At 54.0% G+C, this 19,020-nt stretch carries 17 protein-coding genes; 11 read left to right on the forward strand and 6 right to left on the reverse strand.

The features are described 5' to 3' along the window. Positions 1-23 precede the first annotated feature (23 nt). Positions 24-1,073 carry a YeiH family putative sulfate export transporter gene (locus tag AAEY27_RS07735; RefSeq protein WP_342324393.1) on the reverse strand — a complete coding sequence of 350 codons (1,050 nt, stop codon included), beginning with the start codon at positions 1,071-1,073 and terminating at the stop codon, positions 24-26. A 102-nt stretch (positions 1,074-1,175) separates the two neighbouring features. Between AAEY27_RS07735 and yieE the strand changes: the two genes are divergently transcribed. The 3 genes from yieE to cirA all read left to right on the forward strand — a co-directional run bounded on the left by yieE (position 1,176) and on the right by cirA (position 5,935). Beyond that, entirely contained in the window at positions 1,176-2,042 is an 867-nt protein-coding gene (gene yieE, locus AAEY27_RS07740) for a DNA-binding transcriptional regulator YeiE (protein ID WP_342324395.1), read from the forward strand. Between the two features lie 165 nt (positions 2,043-2,207). Next, complete coding sequence (locus AAEY27_RS07745; protein WP_342324397.1) at positions 2,208-3,677, forward strand: amino acid permease; 1,470 nt, start codon at positions 2,208-2,210, stop codon at positions 3,675-3,677. Between the two features lie 275 nt (positions 3,678-3,952). Next, complete coding sequence (gene cirA / locus AAEY27_RS07750) at positions 3,953-5,935, forward strand: catecholate siderophore receptor CirA (protein WP_342324398.1); 1,983 nt, start codon at positions 3,953-3,955, stop codon at positions 5,933-5,935. A 38-nt stretch (positions 5,936-5,973) separates the two neighbouring features. Here the strand turns inward: cirA and fghA are convergent, their stop codons facing one another. Then, complete coding sequence (fghA, locus tag AAEY27_RS07755) at positions 5,974-6,810, reverse strand: S-formylglutathione hydrolase (protein ID WP_342324399.1); 837 nt, start codon at positions 6,808-6,810, stop codon at positions 5,974-5,976. 139 nt (positions 6,811-6,949) lie between these two features. On the opposite strand from fghA, the gene AAEY27_RS07760 reads away from it, so the two are divergent. The 8 genes from AAEY27_RS07760 to AAEY27_RS07795 all read left to right on the forward strand — a co-directional run bounded on the left by AAEY27_RS07760 (position 6,950) and on the right by AAEY27_RS07795 (position 16,015). Next, positions 6,950-8,077, forward strand: a complete 1,128-nt coding sequence (locus tag AAEY27_RS07760) for a YbfB/YjiJ family MFS transporter (protein WP_342324400.1) — start codon at positions 6,950-6,952, stop codon at positions 8,075-8,077. Between the two features lie 125 nt (positions 8,078-8,202). Beyond that, on the forward strand, positions 8,203-8,868 hold the full coding sequence (gene folE / locus AAEY27_RS07765) for a GTP cyclohydrolase I FolE (RefSeq protein WP_342324401.1): 666 nt from the start codon (positions 8,203-8,205) through the stop codon (positions 8,866-8,868). 19 nt (positions 8,869-8,887) lie between these two features. Beyond that, on the forward strand, positions 8,888-10,048 hold the full coding sequence (gene yeiB, locus AAEY27_RS07770; protein ID WP_342324403.1) for a DUF418 domain-containing protein YeiB: 1,161 nt from the start codon (positions 8,888-8,890) through the stop codon (positions 10,046-10,048). 155 nt (positions 10,049-10,203) lie between these two features. After that, on the forward strand, positions 10,204-11,229 hold the full coding sequence (gene galS, locus AAEY27_RS07775; protein ID WP_342324405.1) for an HTH-type transcriptional regulator GalS: 1,026 nt from the start codon (positions 10,204-10,206) through the stop codon (positions 11,227-11,229). A 294-nt stretch (positions 11,230-11,523) separates the two neighbouring features. Then, the gene (gene mglB / locus AAEY27_RS07780) at positions 11,524-12,522 is read left to right on the forward strand and encodes a galactose/glucose ABC transporter substrate-binding protein MglB (protein WP_342324407.1); all 999 of its coding nucleotides are present in this window, start codon (positions 11,524-11,526) and stop codon (positions 12,520-12,522) included. An 84-nt stretch (positions 12,523-12,606) separates the two neighbouring features. Next, entirely contained in the window at positions 12,607-14,127 is a 1,521-nt protein-coding gene (gene mglA, locus AAEY27_RS07785; RefSeq protein ID WP_342324409.1) for a galactose/methyl galactoside ABC transporter ATP-binding protein MglA, read from the forward strand. Positions 14,128-14,142: 15 nt separating this feature from the next. Beyond that, the gene (gene mglC / locus AAEY27_RS07790; RefSeq protein WP_342324410.1) at positions 14,143-15,153 is read left to right on the forward strand and encodes a galactose/methyl galactoside ABC transporter permease MglC; all 1,011 of its coding nucleotides are present in this window, start codon (positions 14,143-14,145) and stop codon (positions 15,151-15,153) included. A gap of 436 nt (positions 15,154-15,589) precedes the next feature. After that, complete coding sequence (locus AAEY27_RS07795; protein WP_342324412.1) at positions 15,590-16,015, forward strand: hypothetical protein; 426 nt, start codon at positions 15,590-15,592, stop codon at positions 16,013-16,015. Positions 16,016-16,025: 10 nt separating this feature from the next. Here AAEY27_RS07795 and sanA read toward each other — a convergent pair whose 3' ends face one another. The 4 genes from sanA to AAEY27_RS07815 form a co-directional block, all read right to left on the reverse strand. After that, complete coding sequence (sanA, locus tag AAEY27_RS07800) at positions 16,026-16,748, reverse strand: outer membrane permeability protein SanA (RefSeq protein ID WP_342324413.1); 723 nt, start codon at positions 16,746-16,748, stop codon at positions 16,026-16,028. 124 nt (positions 16,749-16,872) lie between these two features. After that, a complete protein-coding gene (cdd, locus tag AAEY27_RS07805) occupies positions 16,873-17,754 on the reverse strand; it encodes a cytidine deaminase (protein WP_342324415.1) in 882 nt (293 codons plus the stop codon). A gap of 129 nt (positions 17,755-17,883) precedes the next feature. Continuing rightward, on the reverse strand, positions 17,884-18,579 hold the full coding sequence (locus AAEY27_RS07810) for a CidB/LrgB family autolysis modulator (protein ID WP_342324416.1): 696 nt from the start codon (positions 18,577-18,579) through the stop codon (positions 17,884-17,886). Next, complete coding sequence (locus tag AAEY27_RS07815; protein ID WP_342324417.1) at positions 18,576-18,974, reverse strand: CidA/LrgA family protein; 399 nt, start codon at positions 18,972-18,974, stop codon at positions 18,576-18,578. Before AAEY27_RS07815 ends, AAEY27_RS07810 begins: the two co-directional genes overlap by 4 nt. Positions 18,975-19,020 lie beyond the last annotated feature (46 nt).

The raw sequence follows: 19,020 nt of genomic DNA on the forward strand, positions 1-19,020 counted from the left end.
CTGAAGGAGAGGGAAGTAGTGGTTTATGCCATCAGGTAATGCGCGGCCAGATTAATTGCGCCGCCGCCGACAATCAGCCAGATAAACAGCAGCAGCCCCATCACCAGCGGTTTTGCACCGGCATTTTTCAGCGCGCTGATATGGGTGGTCAAACCGAGCGCCGCCATGGCCATCGCCAGCAGCAGCGTATCCAGCGTGTTCAGCGCATTCACCAGCGTTGCGGGCAGCAGATGAAACGAGTTAAGCACTGCCACCGCAACAAACCCCAGCGCGAACCACGGAATGGTCAGCGGGCTTTGCTCTGTGCCTTCTCGCGGGCTTAACTGTTTAATACGCGCCGCCAGTAGCAGCAGGAACGGTGCCAGCATCATTACGCGCAGCATTTTTGCGATCACCGCCGCGTTTTCCGCGTCCGGGCCGATCGCATGCCCAGCGGCGACAACCTGCGCCACTTCATGCACGGTGGAGCCAATCCAGATGCCGTACGTTTGCGGGCTAAACCAGTGTGCAAGCAGCGGCCACAGCGCCGGATAGATAAAGATCGCCAGCGTACCGAAGATAACCACAGTGGCAACGGCGACGGTCACTTTGCTGGCTTCCGCTTTTACTACCGGTTCGGTCGCCAGCACCGCCGCCGCACCGCAAATACTGCTGCCCGCACCAATCAGCCAACTGGTCTTTTTATCCAATCCGAACACCTTTTGCCCAAGAAAGCAGGCGAGCAAAAAGGTGCTTGAGAGCGTCAGCACATCAATCACAATTCCGCTGACGCCTACATCCGCAATTTGCGCAAACGTCAGACGAAAGCCATAAAGAATGATACCCAGCCTGAGCAGGTGTTGTTTGGCGAACAACACGCCGTTGTCGCAATGGCGGTGCAGCGAGGGATAAAGCGTGTTACCGAGCAGCATGCCGAAAAGGATCGCCAGCGTTAACGCGCTCAGCCCCACGCCCGCTACCGCCGGAATAGTGCCGAGCCACAGCGCCGCGGCGGTAATCAGCCCGCTCAACAGCAGGCCAGGTATAAAACGCCAGGCGTGATGTTGATAAGTCTGTTGGGTCATTTCGGTCATAGCCTTCTCCTCTTGTGTGAGAAAAAGGGTACGGCGCGCTGGCTTAAAGGTAAAATTGATTATATATTTATAATTAATCTTTATAAGTGGTAAGCAACCTCTATGCATATAACATTGCGTCAGCTCGAAGTGTTTGCTGAAGTGCTGAAAAGCGGCTCCACCACCCAGGCCTCGCAACGGCTGGCGTTATCACAATCCGCCGTCAGCGCGGCGCTCACGGATCTTGAAGGCCAGCTTGGTGTGCAGTTGTTTGACCGGGTTGGCAAACGCCTGGTGGTTAATGAACACGGGCGGCTGCTTTACCCCCGTGCGCTGGCCGCTCTTGAGCAGGCCAGCGAAATCGAACAGTTGTTCCGTGAAGATAACGGCGCGATCCGCGTCTTCGCCAGTAGCACTATTGGCAATTACATCCTGCCGGAAGTGATTGCCCATTACCGGCGCGATTTCCCCGATCTGCCGCTGGAGCTAAGCGTTGGCAATAGCCAGGATGTGATTAATGCGGTGGCCGATTTCCGCGTGGATATCGGTTTGATTGAAGGGCCGTGCCACACCGCGGAAATCATTGCTGAACCCTGGCTGGAAGATGAGCTGGTGGTGTTCGCGCCGCCATCCTCACCGTTTTTGCAAGGGCAGGTGACGCTGGAGCAACTCGCCGCCGCGCCGTGGATCCTGCGCGAGCGCGGTTCCGGTACCCGCGAAATCGTCGACTATTTATTGCTTTCCCATTTGCCGCAGTTTCATCTCGGTATGGAACTGGGCAATTCGGAAGCCATTAAACACGCAGTGCGTCATGGGCTGGGGATCAGTTGCCTGTCGCGGCGAGTGATTGCTGAGCAGCTGGAAACCGGCACGCTGGTGGAAGTGCCGATTCCGTTGCCGCGCCTGGTGCGCACATTGTGGCGCATTCATCACCGCCAGAAACACCTCTCCAGCGCGTTGAACCGCTTTATCCGCTACTGCGATATCTGATGACTGTGCGGGCCGCTTGCCGGTTCGCAACATCCCCCATTCACTGCTTTACTTATAATTCTCGACCTATCATGAAGGTCTCTAATAAGAGGCGTTTTATGCCGGAATGGCCGCGTTTCGTTTGCTACAATCGCGCCTCATTTTTTGGATGGATAGCTTTTTCTTATGGTTTCCGAAACTAAAACCACAGAAGCGCCCACGCTTCGTCGTGAACTGAAAGCGCGTCATTTAACGATGATCGCGATTGGCGGTTCCATCGGTACAGGATTGTTTGTCGCATCAGGGGCGACCATCTCTTCAGCAGGCCCGGGCGGGGCGCTGCTCTCTTATATGCTGATTGGCCTGATGGTCTATTTCCTGATGACCAGCCTGGGCGAGCTTGCCGCGTTTATGCCGGTTTCCGGCTCGTTTTCGACTTACGGCCAGAAGTATGTAGAAGAAGGCTTCGGCTTCGCGCTGGGCTGGAACTACTGGTACAACTGGGCGGTGACCATCGCCGTGGATCTGGTGGCATCACAGCTGGTGATGACCTGGTGGTTCCCGGACACGCCGGGCTGGATCTGGAGCGCGCTGTTCCTGGTGGTGATTTTCCTGCTTAACTACATCTCGGTGAAAGGCTTCGGCGAAGCGGAATACTGGTTCTCGCTCATCAAAGTAGCGACCGTGATTATCTTTATCGTCGTCGGCGTGATGATGATTGTCGGCATTTTCCAGGGTGAAAAACCGGCGGGCTGGAGCAACTGGTCGATTGGCGACGCGCCATTTGCCGGCGGTTTCTCCGCCATGATTGGTGTGGCGATGATTGTCGGCTTCTCTTTCCAGGGCACCGAACTTATTGGTATCGCGGCGGGTGAATCTGAAGATCCGGAGAAAAACATTCCGCGCGCGGTGCGCCAGGTTTTCTGGCGTATCCTGCTGTTCTATGTGTTCGCGATCCTGATTATCAGCCTGATCATTCCGTACACCGACCCGAGCCTGCTGCGTAATGATGTGAAAGACATCAGCGTTAGCCCGTTCACGCTGGTGTTCCAGCATGCCGGTCTGCTCTCTGCGGCGGCGGTAATGAACGCGGTGATCCTGACGGCGGTCTTGTCGGCGGGTAACTCCGGGATGTATGCATCAACCCGTATGCTTTACACGCTGGCGTGCGATGGCAAAGCGCCGCGCATTTTCGCCAAACTGTCGAAAGGCGGTGTGCCGCGTAACGCGCTGTATGCCACCACCGTCATCGCTGCGCTGTGCTTCCTGACGTCAATGTTCGGTAACCAGACTGTTTACCTGTGGCTGCTGAATACGTCCGGGATGACGGGCTTTATCGCCTGGCTGGGCATTGCGATCAGCCATTATCGTTTCCGTCGCGGCTATGTGGCACAGGGCCATTCATTAGAAAACCTGCCGTACCGCTCTGGTTTCTTCCCGATTGGGCCGATCTTCGCCTTTGTGCTCTGTTTGGTTATCACTCTCGGGCAGAATTATCAGGCTTTCCTGGAAGACAGCATTGACTGGGGCGCGGTCACCGCGACCTATATCGGCATTCCGTTGTTCCTGGTTATCTGGCTGGGTTACAAATTCTCCAGGGGAACCCGCTTCGTGCGTTACAGCGAGATGGAGTTCCCGGAACGCTTCACCAAGTAGAGTCACTCTTTTAGCCCTCTGTTCAGAGGGCTTTTTTTTGCCCGCCAACGTTCCCGCCAGTGTTCACAATTTACATAACTTTAGATTTACGAAATTGATAATAATTATCGTTTACATTAAGGTAACCGTCTGAAAAAAAAGGGAAGTTGGGCCAGGTTTTCTCGCGCCACAGCTTCCGCGATCATTTAGTGGCAGCGTCAAAGTAACGGTGCCGCGCTTAGCAATGTGTGAGCAGTATTTTTCTTTATTTTGTTTATACCTCATGGAGTTACGGAATGTTTACCTTGAATCCCATTGTCCGGGGAGGCCTTTGTGCGTCTGCATTAACGCTGGCGTTTCCTGCACTGGCAGCCGTAGAGGATGGCGAAACGCTGGTGGTGACCGCGTCTGGCACCGAACAAAACCTCAAAGATGCGCCCGCCAGTATTAGCGTGATCACACAGCAAGATTTGCAGCGCAAACCGGTGCAAAACCTGAAAGATGTGCTGAAAGAAGTGCCCGGTGTGCAGCTCACCAACGAAGGCGATAACCGCAAAGGCGTCAGTCTGCGCGGCCTCGACAGCAGCTACACGCTGATTCTGATTGACGGTAAGCGCGTCAATTCCCGCAATGCGGTGTTCCGTCATAACGATTTTGACCTCAACTGGATCCCGGTGGACGCCATCGAACGTATCGAAGTGGTGCGCGGCCCGATGTCCTCCCTGTACGGTTCCGATGCGTTAGGCGGCGTGGTGAACATCATAACCAAAAAAGTTGGCCAGCGCTGGACCGGCAGTTTCACCGCCGACAGTACCATTCAGGAGCACCGCGATCGCGGCGACACCTGGAATGGCCAGTTCTACACCAGCGGCCCGCTGATTGACGGCGTGCTGGGGTTAAAAGCCTTTGGCAGCGTGGCGAAGCGTGAAAAAGATAAACAGCAAGCCTCGCAAACCGCCGCCACCGGTGAATCACCGCGCATTGAAGGCTTCACCAGCCGCGACGGCAATGTTGAATTCGCCTGGACGCCAACCCAAGATCACGATTTCACCGCCGGATACGGTTACGACCGACAGGATCGTAGTTCCGACTCGTTGGATAAAAACCGTCTCGATCGACAAAACTACTCGCTGGCGCACAATGGCCGCTGGGGTGTGGCGAACAGTGAATTGCGCTTTTACGGTGAGAAAATCGATAACAAAAACCCCGGCAATAGCAGCGCGATAAGCTCAGAAAGCAACACTATCGACGGCAAATTGGTATTGCCGCTGGGGGAAATCAACCAGCTTATTACGCTGGGCGGCGAATGGCGGCACGACAAGCTGAAAGACCCTGTCAACCTGACCGGAGGCACCAGTAGCGAAACGTCAACCAGCCAGTACGCGCTATTTGTGGAAGATGAGTGGCGTATTTTCGAACCGCTGGCGTTGACCACCGGCGTGCGTATGGACGATCACGACACCTACGGCGATCACTGGAGCCCGCGCGCCTATCTGGTTTATAACGCCACCGATACGCTGACCGTAAAAGGCGGCTGGGCGACGGCATTCAAAGCACCTTCGTTGCTGCAATTAAGCCCGGACTGGACCACCAATTCCTGCCGTGGCGGTTGCCGCATTGTCGGCAGCCCGGAACTGAAACCGGAAACCAGTGAAAGCTTCGAGCTGGGGCTGTATTACAGCGGCGAAGAGGGCTGGCTGGAAGGCGTGCAGGGCAGCGTGACCGCGTTCCAGAACAACATTGAGGATATGATCAATATCAACCGCACCTCGAGCTTGGCCGATGCGCCGGGGTATTCCAACTTTGTAGGCTTCGAGCGTAATGCGAATGGCGCACTGGTGCCGGTGTTCCGCTATTACAACGTCAACAAAGCGCGGATTCAGGGTGTGGAAACCGAGCTGAAAGTGCCGTTTGGCGAAGAATGGAAATTGACGCTGAACTACACCTATAACGATGGGCGCGATCTCAGCGGTGGCGGCAATAAACCGTTGCAGGAACTGCCGTTCCATACCGCGAACGGTACGCTGGACTGGCAGGCAACGCAGGACTGGTCGTTCTACGTCTCGGCGAACTACACCGGCGAAAAACGTTCCGTATCCCAGGGCGCGACGCCGGGCGGTTACGTCATCTGGAACACCGGTGGCGCATGGCAGGCGACGAAAAACGTCAAGCTGCGCGCGGGCGTGCTGAACCTGGCGGACAAAGATCTGAGCCGCGATGATTACAGCTACAACGAAGATGGTCGTCGTTACTTTATGGCGGTGGATTACCGCTTCTGATGCGAAAACCCGGCGGCAATGCGCCACCGGGATTCAAGTTACTTCAGCAGATGCTGCGCATGGAAGCGCAGATGATCTTCAATAAATGAGGCAATAAAGAAGTAACTGTGGTCGTAACCCGGCTGGATACGCAGGGTCAGCGGCCAGGATTTCTGCCGCGCCACTTCCGCCAGACGCGCAGGTTGCAGTTGATCGGCGAGGAACTGATCGCTATCGCCCTGATCGATAAGCGTTGGGAGCGCGCTATTTTCCGCACTCTCCAGCATTAACGCGCAACTGTCCCACTCGCGCCACTGTTCGGCATTCTCACCCAGATAGGCGTTAAACGCTTTTTTGCCCCACGGCACTTGCAGCGGGTTAACAATCGGCGCAAACGCCGAAACGCTGGTGTAACGGCCTGGGTTTTTCAGCGCCATGATCAGCGCGCCGTGGCCGCCCATTGAATGACCGCTGATTGCCATGCGCGGGCTGACGTTGAATTCAGACTGGATAAGCGCCGGTAACTCATCGCGCAGGTAATCATACATACGGTAATGCGCCGCCCACGGCTGTTGCGTCGCGTTTAAATAAAAACCGGCGCCTTTGCCCAGATCGTAGCTATCTTCATCGGCGACATCCTCGCCGCGCGGGCTGGTGTCCGGCATCACCAGCACAATGCCCAGCTCAGCGGCGACGCGCTGCGCCCCGGCTTTGGTGGTGAAGTTCTCATCATTGCAGGTCAGGCCAGAAAGCCAATAAAGCACCGGCGGCAGCGTTTCACTGTGCTGCGGCGGTAAAAAGATGCTGAATGTCATCGCGCAATTCAGCACGGCGGAGTCGTGACGCCAGCGCTGTTGCCAGCCTTCAAAACAGCGGTGCTCTTCGAGCAGTTCCATGCGGGGCTCCTCAGGGTATTCACAGTGAGAAAGAGCCATAATACAGATAATTCCCTGCACTGTGAGCAACTTTCACTTCCTCATAAAGATGACATACTGCATCATAAGTATAACTTTTTATTAACATTTGGGGGCATCCATGGCGCTGCGTGTCGCGCTTTGTGGTTTTATTGTGCTGGTGGTGGCGATGGGAATCGGGCGTTTTGCCTTCACGCCGCAAGTACCTTTAATGATTCGTGATGGTCAACTTACTCTCACCAGCGCCGGGCTGGTGGCGGCCATTAACTACCTGGGTTATCTGCTTGGCGCGTGGGATGCGATGCGCGCGCAGCGGCATATCGAAGTGCGTCTTTATCTCGGCATTGGTGGCGCGGTCGCGCTGACCTTTTTATCCTCCGTTGCGGATAACGCCTTTTTGCATGGCGCAATAAGACTGCTGATTGGCGCGATGAGCGGCTGGGCGATGGTGCTGATTGCCGCGTGGACAAACGAACGGCTGGCGCACGCCGGGAAACCGGGACTGAGCGCCGCGGTGTTCGCCGGGCCGGGTGCCGGGATCGCGCTCAGCGGTTTGCTGGCGGTGGCGATTCAGGCAAAAGGGCTAAGTGCCGACGGCGCCTGGCAGGTGTATGGCGTGCTGGCGCTGTTGCTGGTGGTGATTATCGCCCGCTATTTACCCAGGCCAGGCGAATGGCACCGACCCGGCGAAAAGCCGCAGCCGCTGCATTTAACGCCGGATTTGAAGCGTCTGGTCTGGAGCTACAGTCTGGCGGGATTTGGCTACATTCTTCCCGCGACATTCCTGTCGCAAATGGCGGCGCTGCGTTTTCCCGGCAGTCTGTTTGCGCAGTTTGTCTGGCCGGTATTTGGTGCCGCGGCGGTGGTCGGCATCGCGTTGAGCATTATGCTGCGCCATGTCGGGCACAGCCATCAACGGCTGGCGATTGTTTTATGGTTGCAGGGCGCGGGCGTACTGGCGGCCTGGTTATTGCCTGGGATGAGCGGGCTGGTGTGCGGCGCGTTGCTGGTTGGCGGCGGTTTTCTCTGTGCGGTGCAGCTTTCGCTGTTGTACGGTCGCGAACTTGCGCCGAATCACACTCGCTATATGGCCGGGCTGTTAACCACCGGCTATGCGGTGGGGCAATTGGTTGGCCCGATGACCTCCGCGGTTTCCACCTGGCTGACCCAGCGCCTTGAACCGGCGCTCGGCGTGGCGGCAATCGCGCTGCTGATTGGCGGCATATTGGTGTGGAAACGCCATGCCTGAAAGGCGACGGCGATTTCAATAATTATCCTTATCGGGGCTGGATTATGTGCGTGACCTCACGCACAATGTTCGCTCACTTCGCCGTGATACGCGAAGCTCGCCACACCTGCAGGAGAATAAAAAACATGTCATCACTCAGTAAAGAAGCGGCGCTCGTTCACGAGGCGTTGGTTGCCCGTGGTTTAGAAACCCCGCTGCGCCCACCGGTGCAAATGGATAATGAATCCCGTAAACGTCTTATCGCCGGGCATATGACCGAGATTATGCAACTGCTGAATCTCGATCTGAATGATGACAGCCTGATGGAAACGCCGCACCGCATCGCCAAAATGTATGTCGATGAGATCTTCTCCGGCCTCGATTACGCCAACTTCCCGAAGATCACCGTCATCGAAAATAAAATGAAAGTCGATGAGATGGTGACCGTGCGTGATATCACGCTGACCAGCACTTGCGAACACCATTTCGTTACCATCGACGGCAAAGCCACTGTGGCGTATATCCCGAAAGAGTCGGTGATTGGGCTGTCGAAAATTAACCGTATCGTGCAGTTCTTTGCGCAACGCCCGCAGGTTCAGGAGCGTTTAACGCAGCAGATCCTGACTGCGCTGCAAACCCTGCTTGGCACCAATAATGTCGCGGTATCGATTGATGCAGTGCATTATTGCGTGAAAGCGCGCGGTATCCGTGACGCGACAAGTGCCACGACGACGACCTCGCTCGGCGGTCTGTTTAAGTCGAGTCAGAATACACGCCAGGAATTTTTGCGCGCCGTCCGTCACCACAATTAATCGACCGGGAGCCGACGACATGGAAAGAAATGTCACGCTGGATTTTATTCGTGGCATCGCCATTCTCGGCATCCTGCTGCTCAATATCACCGCCTTTGGCCTGCCGAAGGCGGCGTATCTCAACCCCGCCTGGTCTGGTGCCATTTCAAACAGTGATGCCTGGACCTGGGCGCTGCTCGATCTCTTCGCACAGGTAAAATTCCTTTCACTGTTCGCCATTCTGTTCGGTGCGGGTCTGCAAATGTTGCTGCCGCGCGGTAAGCGCTGGATCCAGTCGCGCCTGACGCTACTGGTGTTGCTCGGTTTTATTCACGGTCTCTTTTTCTGGGATGGCGATATTCTGCTGGCTTATGGGCTGGTGGGGTTGATCGCCTGGCGCATGATCCGCGACGCGCAAAATGTGAAGACGATGTTTAACACTGGCGTGGTGCTGTACCTCATCGGCATTGCCGTGCTGCTGCTGTTGGGCGGCATTTCCGGTTCTGCGCCAAACCGCTCGTGGCTGCCGGATGCGGCAAATATTCAGTATGAAACCTGGTGGAAAACCAGTGGCGGCATGATGGAAGCGCTGAGCAACCGCGCCGATATGCTATCGAACGCGCTGCTGGCGCTGGGCGCGCAATACGGCTGGCAACTGGCGGGCATGATGCTGCTCGGCGCCGCGCTGATGCGCAGCGGCTGGCTGAAAGGGCAGTTCAGTCTTCGCCATTACCGCCGCACGGGCGCGCTGCTGATTGGCCTCGGGATGCTGATCAATATTCCGGCGATTATTGCGCAGTGGCAGCTGGGTTGGTCCTATCGCTGGTGCGCGTTTATCTTGCAAGCCCCGCGCGAATTGAGCGCGCCGATGCAGGCCATCGGCTATGCCGCGCTGGCGTGGGGATTCTGGCCGCAGATCTGCGGTTTCAAACTGGTCAACGCCATTGCTTGCGTCGGGCGTATGGCGCTCAGTAACTATCTGCTGCAAACGCTGATTTGCACCACGCTGTTTAACCACCTCGGTTTATTTATGAAGTTCGATCGCCTGCAACTGCTGGCGATGGTGCCCGCTGTCTGGGCTGTCAACATTCTCTTCTCTGTATTGTGGTTGAAGCGTTTTCGTCAAGGGCCGATGGAGTGGCTGTGGCGGCAATTCACCTCGCGTGCTGCGGGGACATCATTACAACGCACATCCAGATAACGATCTGGATCACAATCGTTAACAAATTGGATGTAACCGTTTCCATTCATGTGATGTCACTCACGCAGCAATCCTCCCCCGACTGCCAGAATAGCCTCCTTACTTAACACAGGGGGTGACTGTGAACTGCCGCAATCCAGAAAAGGTGAGTAAAAATGATCACCATTCGTGACGTTGCCCGTCATGCGGGCGTCTCTGTCGCGACGGTTTCCCGCGTGCTCAATAACAGCGCATTGGTTAGCCAGGAAACGCGTGAAACGGTGATGAAAGCGGTCGCTCAGCTGGGTTATCGCCCAAATGCCAACGCCCAGGCGCTGGCAACGCAGGTCAGCGACACCATTGGTGTGGTGGTGATGGACGTCTCCGATGCCTTCTTCGGCGCACTGGTCAAAGCGGTGGATACCGTTGCTCAGCAGCACCAGAAATATGTGCTGATTGGCAACAGTTACCATGAAGCGGAAAAAGAGCGCCACGCCATTGAAGTGCTGATTCGCCAACGCTGTAACGCCCTGATTGTTCACTCAAAAGCCTTAAGCGATGAAGAGCTTGCAGGCTTTATGGAGCAGATCCCCGGCATGGTGCTGATTAACCGCCTGGTGCCGGGCTACGCGCACCGCTGCGTCTGCCTTGATAACGTCAGCGGAGCGGTCATGGCGACGCGAATGTTGCTCAACAATGGCCATCAACGCGTTGGCTATTTGGCGTCCAGTCACCACATTGAAGATAACGATATGCGCCGCAATGGCTGGTTCCGCGCGCTGGAAGAGCAGGGGATTACCGCGCCCGATAGTTGGGTTGGCACCGGCTCGCCGGATATGCAAGGCGGGGAAGCTGCCATGGTTGAGCTACTGGGGCGCAACCTACATCTGACGGCGGTATTTGCCTATAACGACAGTATGGCGGCGGGCGCGCTTACCGCGTTGAAAGATAACGGCATTGCGGTGCCGCAGCATTTGTCATTGATTGGTTTCGATGATATCCCAATTGCCCGTTACACCGACCCGCAACTGACAACGGTGCGTTATCCGGTGGCGTCCATGGCGCGGCTGGCGACCGAGCTTGCGCTGCAAGGGGCCGCAGGCAAGCTGGATCCCACGGCGTCACACTGTTTTATGCCTACCCTCGTGCGTCGCCATTCTGTCACCGCGCGGCAAACTGTGGCACCGATCACTAACTTATAACGCACAGTGATGTAACCGTTTTCAATCTGTGAGTAAATTCACAGTATCTTAACAAGGCGCTGACTATGATGTCAGCGTTTTGGAAGCTGAAACACGATGTAACGGTGATTATTCACTTTTACTCGCAGTAATTACCTGGAAACATCGGATAAAGCGAACTTCTGGAGCGTTACCGAACACGGACGAATGGATTTTTAGAGTGAACTTCGGTCGTCAGTAACGTCTTCGTAACATACTGGCCCGCCGAGCATTTTTCACAAGAACTACCCTGCATATAAAAATATCGGAGATACCATGAATAAGAAGGTGTTGACTCTGTCTGCTGTCATGGCAAGCATGCTTTTTGGCGCAGCTGCACACGCAGCGGATACCCGCATTGGTGTGACCATCTATAAATACGATGACAACTTCATGTCCGTTGTTCGCAAAGCTATCGAAAAAGACGCCAAAGCAGCGCCGGATGTTCAGCTGCTGATGAATGATTCCCAAAATGACCAATCCAAACAGAACGACCAGATCGACGTGCTGCTGGCGAAAGGCGTAAAAGCACTGGCGATCAACCTGGTTGACCCGGCTGCGGCGGGGACTGTTATTGAGAAAGCGCGTGGTCAGAGCGTTCCGGTTGTTTTCTTTAACAAAGAACCTTCCCGTAAAGCGCTGGATAGCTATGACAAAGCGTATTACGTCGGTACTGATTCCAAAGAATCGGGTGTGATTCAGGGCGACCTGATTGCCAAGCACTGGGCAGCAAACCAGGGCTGGGATCTGAACAAAGACGGTCAAATCCAGTTCGTGCTGCTGAAAGGCGAGCCGGGCCACCCGGATGCGGAAGCCCGTACTACCTACGTCATCAAAGAGCTGAACGAAAAAGGCATCAAAACGCAGCAACTGGCGTTAGATACCGCGATGTGGGATACCGCGCAGGCGAAAGATAAGATGGACGCCTGGCTCTCTGGCCCGAACGCGAACAAAATCGAAGTGGTTATCGCTAACAACGACGCGATGGCAATGGGCGCGGTTGAAGCGCTGAAAGCGCACAACAAATCGTCCATTCCGGTCTTCGGCGTGGATGCGCTGCCAGAAGCGCTGGCACTGGTTAAATCCGGTGCGATGGCGGGTACCGTGCTGAACGATGCCAACAACCAGGCGAAAGCGAGCTTCGATCTGGCGAAAAACCTCGCCGACGGTAAAGGCGCAGCTGACGGCACTGACTGGAAAATTGAGAACAAAATTGTTCGCATTCCTTACGTCGGTGTTGATAAAGACAACTTGGCACAGTTCTCTAGTAAATAATTTCTTGTAAGACTGTTCTCACTGGGCGTATTGAAAAATACGCCCATTTATAAAAATGATATGCCAGGCCAACAAGGTAGAATTATGGTCAGCAATAATACTCAGTCGTCAGGTGAATTCTTGTTGGAAATGAGCAATATCAACAAGTCTTTTCCAGGCGTAAAGGCACTCGATAATGTCAATTTGAAAGTTCGTCCACACTCGATCCATGCATTAATGGGTGAGAACGGTGCGGGTAAATCAACATTATTAAAATGTCTTTTTGGGATCTATCAAAAAGATTCCGGCAGCATTCTTTTTCAGGGCAAAGAGATCGATTTCCACTCCGCTAAAGAAGCGCTGGAAAATGGTATTTCGATGGTTCACCAGGAATTAAACCTGGTGCTGCAACGCTCCGTGATGGATAACATGTGGTTGGGGCGTTACCCAACTAAAGGCATGTTTGTCGATCAGGACAAAATGTACCGTGATACCAAAGACATTTTCGATGAACTGGATATTGATATCGATCCACGCGCCCGCGTAGGGACATTATCCGTTTCACAGATGCAGATGATTGAAATAGCGAAAGCGTTCTCCTATGACGCCAAGATCGTTATTATGGACGAGCCTACTTCTTCGCTGACCGAAAAAGAGGTCAATCATCTGTTCAAAATTATCCGCAAGCTGAAAGAACGCGGCTGCGGCATTGTTTATATCTCCCATAAAATGGAAGAAATATTCCAGCTGTGTGATGAAATCACTATCCTGCGCGACGGCCAGTGGATTGCCACTCAGCCGCTGGAAGGGCTGGATATGGACAAGATCATCGCCATGATGGTGGGACGTTCCCTGAACCAGCGCTTCCCGGACAAGCAGAACACGCCGGGGGAAACCATTCTTGAAGTGCGTAATTTGACCTCGTTGCGCCAGCCGTCAATTCGTGATGTGAGCTTTGATCTGCATAAAGGCGAAATTCTCGGGATCGCCGGTCTGGTCGGCGCGAAACGTACCGATATTGTTGAAACCTTATTTGGCATTCGTGAGAAATCAGCAGGCACTATCAAACTGCATGGCAAGCAGATTAATAACCATAGTGCGAATGAAGCGATTAATAATGGCTTCGCGCTGGTGACTGAAGAACGCCGTTCTACCGGTATCTATGCGTATTTGGATATCGGATTTAACTCATTGATCTCAAATATTCAAAATTACAAAAACAAAGTCGGTTTGCTGGATAACAGCCGCATGAAGAGCGATACCCAATGGGTTATTGATTCAATGCGCGTTAAAACACCCGGACACCGTACGCAAATAGGTTCGTTGTCTGGTGGTAACCAGCAGAAAGTCGTTATTGGCCGCTGGTTGTTAACGCAGCCGGAAATTTTAATGCTCGATGAACCGACGCGCGGTATTGACGTTGGTGCGAAGTTTGAAATTTATCAGCTGATTGCTGAACTGGCGAAAAAGAATAAGGGGATCATTATTATTTCCTCTGAAATGCCTGAGTTGTTAGGCATCACTGACCGTATTCTGGTAATGAGCAATGGCCTCGTTTCCGGGATTGTTGATACTAAAACGACAACGCAAAACGAAATTCTCCGTCTTGCGTCTTTGCACCTTTAAGATCAGGGGCTCCTCATGAGTGCGTTAAATAAAAAAACTTTTCTCACTTATCTGAAAGACGGCGGTATTTACGTTGTTCTTTTAGTGTTACTGGCCATTATTATTTTTCAGGATCCCACGTTCTTAAGTTTGCTGAACTTAAGCAATATTCTGACCCAATCTTCCGTGCGCATTATTATCGCGCTGGGTGTCGCAGGGCTGATCGTGACGCAGGGGACGGATCTCTCCGCTGGTCGCCAGGTGGGTCTGGCAGCGGTGGTGGCGGCAACGCTGCTGCAATCGATGGAAAACGCCAACAAAGTCTTCCCGGATCTGGCCACTATGCCGATTCCGGTGGTTATCCTGATCGTTTGCGCCGTGGGCGCCGTCATTGGCCTGGTCAACGGTATTGTCATTGCTTACCTGAATGTGACACCGTTTATCACCACGCTGGGTACGATGATCATCGTTTACGGTATCAACTCCCTGTATTACGACTTTGTTGGCGCGTCGCCGATTTCCGGCTTCGACAGTGGCTTCTCGACCTTTACGCAGGGCTTTATCGCGATGGGCAGTTTCCGCTTGTCGTACATCACCTTCTACGCGTTGATCGCCGTCGCTTTTGTCTGGGTGCTGTGGAATAAAACGCGCTTCGGCAAAAACATTTTCGCCATCGGGGGTAACCCGGAAGCGGCAAAAGTGTCTGGCGTGAACGTTGCGCTGAACCTGCTGATGATTTATGCGCTGTCCGGTGTGTTCTATGCGTTCGGCGGGATGCTGGAAGCGGGCCGTATCGGTTCAGCGACCAACAACCTCGGCTTTATGTATGAACTGGATGCCATCGCCGCGTGCGTGGTGGGCGGCGTCTCCTTCAGCGGCGGCGTGGGTACCGTTCTTGGCGTGGTGACCGGTGTTATCATCTTCACTGTGATCAACTACGGCCTGACGTATATCGGTATCAACCCGTACTGGCAGTACATCATCAAGGGCGGGATCATTATTTTCGCCGTGGCGCTGGACTCCCTGAAATACGCACGTAAGAAATAATTCAGAACGGCTAATCAAGCCCGCTTATCAAAGCGGGCTTTTTTTTGCTCTTATTTCATTGATATGCAGAAAAACGCGTAGCCAACTTCGGCGGCCACTAATAAAAAAACTTCATCTTTTCTGAGTTGTTAAATTTTCACTTCAATGCCAGGCTCATTTAATCGTTGTGATTATTAAGGAGCCAGAATGCATCGTGTATTCACACTAAACTAAGAAGACCGCACCGTTTCGCTGTACCCCAACTTGTCAAACATTCATCGGCAGCATTTGCTGGGCTGTTGTGTGCCTGCTTTTTGAGCTGAGGAGGACATAGGCAAACGCATCTCTTTGAACATTCTGTCAATTTTAAGTGAATTCTGAATGCCTTCATCAAAATGGCTATTTACGCTTGAAAGAATGAATCTGTGAAAGTTGTAACCGCAGCTCAGGGGCGCTTATGAATTTTGTGTATTTTGTTGTTGATCACCCACCGCATGAAAAAAACAGTCAGGTCAGTTTCTATTTAAGAGGTGTCGAATTACTTCGTGATGGCGAAATTATCGCCTCACTGGGTGATATCAAGATCACCTCTTTGCCCTATTACTATTTTTGTACCGTGCAGACCGGGTTTCGCAAAATAGAATTCAGAATGAAAAATAACCCGCCAGCGCGCATCATCTGTAGCGCCGGTTATTTAAAGACCGGGGATTACCTGGTGAATACCCCGGAAGGGGAGATTATTCTGCCATTTAATGCGCTGAATGGAATGTGGACGTTGGATAAAAATTCGTCAGTGTTAATTGACCATCAGGGTTTTATCGCGCGGGCGTTTACGCTTATTCGTCCGGTCAAAAGCAACAGCCGCAATGTGCCCATGAATTAGCGGCGCGCCGTCAGTTTTTCCCTTTCTTCTGTATTTCGCTCAGTTGCTCGGCGGTCACCGCCGGGTAGCCTTGCGCGTCGTCCGGCACTTCTTCTTGCATCGAAGGAATCGGCACCGGCGGCCCAAGGAAACGCGGTTCGCGTTTGAACATGTACAAATCGGCGATGGTGCCTAACCGCGCACCAAACTCACGCACCCGCACACTCCACATATCTTTTGGTGACGGCACCGCGTAACACTGCGCCTGGATGCCCAAATGCTGGGCGATAAACAGCGCGCGTTCGCAGTGGAAACGCTGCGTGATGATGATGAAATCGTTGGTATCGAACACTTTGCGGGTGCGGACAATCGAGTCCAGCGTGCGGAACCCGGCGTAATCCAGCACGATATCGGCGGGATCAACACCTGCGGCAATCAAATCTTTGCGCATGGTGACCGGCTCATTATAACTTTGCAGCGCATTGTCGCCGCTCAGTAGCAGGTAATTGACCTTGCCACTGTTATAGGCGTTTAGCGCGCCCTGAATGCGATAGCGATAATATTGGTTGATAACGCCGGTGCGGTAATATTTGGCGGTGCCGAGCACCACACCCACCTGACGCCAGGGGAGATCCTGTAAATCGTCGTAGATATAGGGGGCGGTTTTCCAGCTCATCCAGCGGTCAAGACCAAGCGCAGTCAACAGCAGCAGGCCGATCAGGACTAACAGGCTGTAGAAAAAACGCTTTAGCATGAAACGGGCTCGGTACAGGAGTGAAATTTCACTCAGGCTACTTTACCCGCACGGCAAGCGCAAGAAACGCAGGCTCAATTGCGGGCTTTTTCATCACTACGGGCCGTAACCCGTAGTGAATGCATTAGAGCTGCACGCGCTCGACGTTCTCGCAGCCCAACGCCCGCAGCGTCGCGACCGTGGCATCCCACTGCGTTAACGGCGCATCAGCACGCTCGGCCAGCGTCGCACGTTCAATATCCGCATAATCAAAACCATTCAGATTCAGCAAGTTCAGTGCGCCTTGCAGCGGTGGGAGCGTTGGGTTAAAGGCGGCGTTTTCCGCATAGCTGCCGATGAAAATCCGCCCATCGCGGCAAACAATGGCAACCCCGGAAGGGGAGTGAGTATACGGCGAGTGGCTCTTATTGGCGGCGGTAATCGCCGCTTGCGCCAGCGCATCGCCGCGAAGTGGGAAACCGTGGTCCTGCTCATCCATCAGCAGCGTTTTGATTTCCAGATCTTTCGGGCCAAAGGCATCCGGCAGGTAATCACCCAATGTATGCGGCGCGCGGCCTGGTAGGTTGATGCCGAGGCTCAGGCCGCTGTTCAGTTCGTTCATAAACTGGCGGCAGTGCCCGCAAGGCGTGTAGTTGACGGTGACCGAGGCCAGCGCTTTTTCACCGCGCAGCCAGGCGTGGCTCACCGCGCTCTGTTCCGCATGCACGGTTTGCTGCATGGTTGCGCCGAGGAATTCCATATTGGCGCCGAAGTACCAGCTACCGCTGACGCCTCGTGCAATCGCGCCGACATTAAAATGGGACAGGTCGGTGCGCGCGCAAGCGGCGGCGAGGGGCAGCAGGGCGAATGCCAGTGCGTCTGCGTCCAGTTGCGTTGCGCTTTGCAACGTTGCCACCTGCTCTGCGCTCAGCATGGCGGGGAAGTGCGTATCCGCCAGCATAGGAGCGAGTGCGGCCTGTAAATTCTCCGCAAGCCCGGGAAAAGCAGTGTGAAAACGTGAATGCATAGCAGTGCCTCATAGCAGTGTATTGGAATCGTAGTTTACGGGCCTGAATGGTCCTTATGTGTGATTCATTTCACACTCTATGTGCAACTAATGAAACTCGGATGAAAATTGCGCGACGTATCGCAACTTTTAACCCCAGATCAACAGGATCAGCGGGAATAAAAACGGGGCCAACAGCGAAGTGATGATCCCGCAAATCACCAGCGCCAGCGAACTGAACGCGCCTTCCTGATAATCCAGCTCGGCACAACGCGCCGTGCCCAGCGCATGGGATGCGGTGCCCATTGCCAGCCCACGCGCTGATTTGGTGCGAATACGCATCAGATTCAGCAAGGTATGGCCAAATACCGCGCCCAGCACACCCACGAAAATCACGCACACGGCGCTGATCGCCGGGATGCCGCCAATGCTGCCGCCAACCGCCATCGCAATTGGCGTCGTGACCGATTTCGGCAATATCGAAGCGGCAATTTGCGGCGTCGCGCCCATCATCAGCGCAATCAGCGTGCCGGTGATCATCGCCACCAGGCTGCCAATAAAACAAATGGTGATGATGGATTTCCAGCGCGCGCGAATCTGATGCAACTGTTCATAAAGTGGGAAAGCGAGCGCTACAACGGCGGGTTGCAGCAAATCGTTGAGAATTTTGCTGCCCTGAAAATAGTGGTCATACGGCGTGCCGGTCACCAGCAGGATCGGGATAATCACCACCATCGCCACCAGCAGTGGGTTTAACAGCGGTGATTTGAACCGCGCGGCAAGTTTGCGGGCGCCAAAAAAGACCGCCAGCGTTAACGGCAGCGACCACCAGATATACGTCATCATTCTTTACGACCTTTTTGTCCGGCCACTTTACGCTCGCCGTGCACCAGGTGCGTGCTCCAGCTCACCACTAAAAAGACAATCGCGGTGCTGACCGCGCAGGAAACCACGATCGGTCCGAACTGCGCGCGCAACACGTCGTAATACTGCATAACCCCCACGCCGATCGGCACAAACAACAGCACCATGTAGCGAATAAAGAAGAAGCAGCCCGGATTAACCCATTTGGCAGGCAAGATTTGCAGCGCCAGCAGCACGAACATAATCAGCATGCCAATAATGCTGCCCGGAATAGCGAAGGGCAGCAGGGAGGCGATAAAAATACCGGCGTATAAACACGCGTAGATAAGCACAAAAGCACGAAGATACTGCCAGATGATATTCAATGATTTAGTCATGGTGAAAGCCCTTGCCGAAACGCATTCATCATACAATTAAAGCGAA

It is taken from the genome of Kosakonia sp. BYX6, from assembly GCF_038449125.1.
GTDB lineage: Bacteria > Pseudomonadota > Gammaproteobacteria > Enterobacterales > Enterobacteriaceae > Kosakonia > Kosakonia calanthes.

Excerpts from the sequence above, each read along its gene's own strand:
- AAEY27_RS07735 (WP_342324393.1), bottom strand. The coding sequence starts at position 1,073 with ATGACCGAAATGACCCAACAGACTTATCAACATCACGCCTGGCGTTTT.
- yieE (WP_342324395.1), top strand. The coding sequence starts at position 1,176 with ATGCATATAACATTGCGTCAGCTCGAAGTGTTTGCTGAAGTGCTGAAA.
- AAEY27_RS07745 (WP_342324397.1), top strand. The coding sequence starts at position 2,208 with ATGGTTTCCGAAACTAAAACCACAGAAGCGCCCACGCTTCGTCGTGAA.
- cirA (WP_342324398.1), top strand. The coding sequence starts at position 3,953 with ATGTTTACCTTGAATCCCATTGTCCGGGGAGGCCTTTGTGCGTCTGCA.
- fghA (WP_342324399.1), bottom strand. The coding sequence starts at position 6,810 with ATGGAACTGCTCGAAGAGCACCGCTGTTTTGAAGGCTGGCAACAGCGC.
- AAEY27_RS07760 (WP_342324400.1), top strand. The coding sequence starts at position 6,950 with ATGGCGCTGCGTGTCGCGCTTTGTGGTTTTATTGTGCTGGTGGTGGCG.
- folE (WP_342324401.1), top strand. The coding sequence starts at position 8,203 with ATGTCATCACTCAGTAAAGAAGCGGCGCTCGTTCACGAGGCGTTGGTT.
- yeiB (WP_342324403.1), top strand. The coding sequence starts at position 8,888 with ATGGAAAGAAATGTCACGCTGGATTTTATTCGTGGCATCGCCATTCTC.
- galS (WP_342324405.1), top strand. The coding sequence starts at position 10,204 with ATGATCACCATTCGTGACGTTGCCCGTCATGCGGGCGTCTCTGTCGCG.
- mglB (WP_342324407.1), top strand. The coding sequence starts at position 11,524 with ATGAATAAGAAGGTGTTGACTCTGTCTGCTGTCATGGCAAGCATGCTT.
- mglA (WP_342324409.1), top strand. The coding sequence starts at position 12,607 with ATGGTCAGCAATAATACTCAGTCGTCAGGTGAATTCTTGTTGGAAATG.
- mglC (WP_342324410.1), top strand. The coding sequence starts at position 14,143 with ATGAGTGCGTTAAATAAAAAAACTTTTCTCACTTATCTGAAAGACGGC.
- AAEY27_RS07795 (WP_342324412.1), top strand. The coding sequence starts at position 15,590 with ATGAATTTTGTGTATTTTGTTGTTGATCACCCACCGCATGAAAAAAAC.
- sanA (WP_342324413.1), bottom strand. The coding sequence starts at position 16,748 with ATGCTAAAGCGTTTTTTCTACAGCCTGTTAGTCCTGATCGGCCTGCTG.
- cdd (WP_342324415.1), bottom strand. The coding sequence starts at position 17,754 with ATGCATTCACGTTTTCACACTGCTTTTCCCGGGCTTGCGGAGAATTTA.
- AAEY27_RS07810 (WP_342324416.1), bottom strand. The coding sequence starts at position 18,579 with ATGATGACGTATATCTGGTGGTCGCTGCCGTTAACGCTGGCGGTCTTT.
- AAEY27_RS07815 (WP_342324417.1), bottom strand. The coding sequence starts at position 18,974 with ATGACTAAATCATTGAATATCATCTGGCAGTATCTTCGTGCTTTTGTG.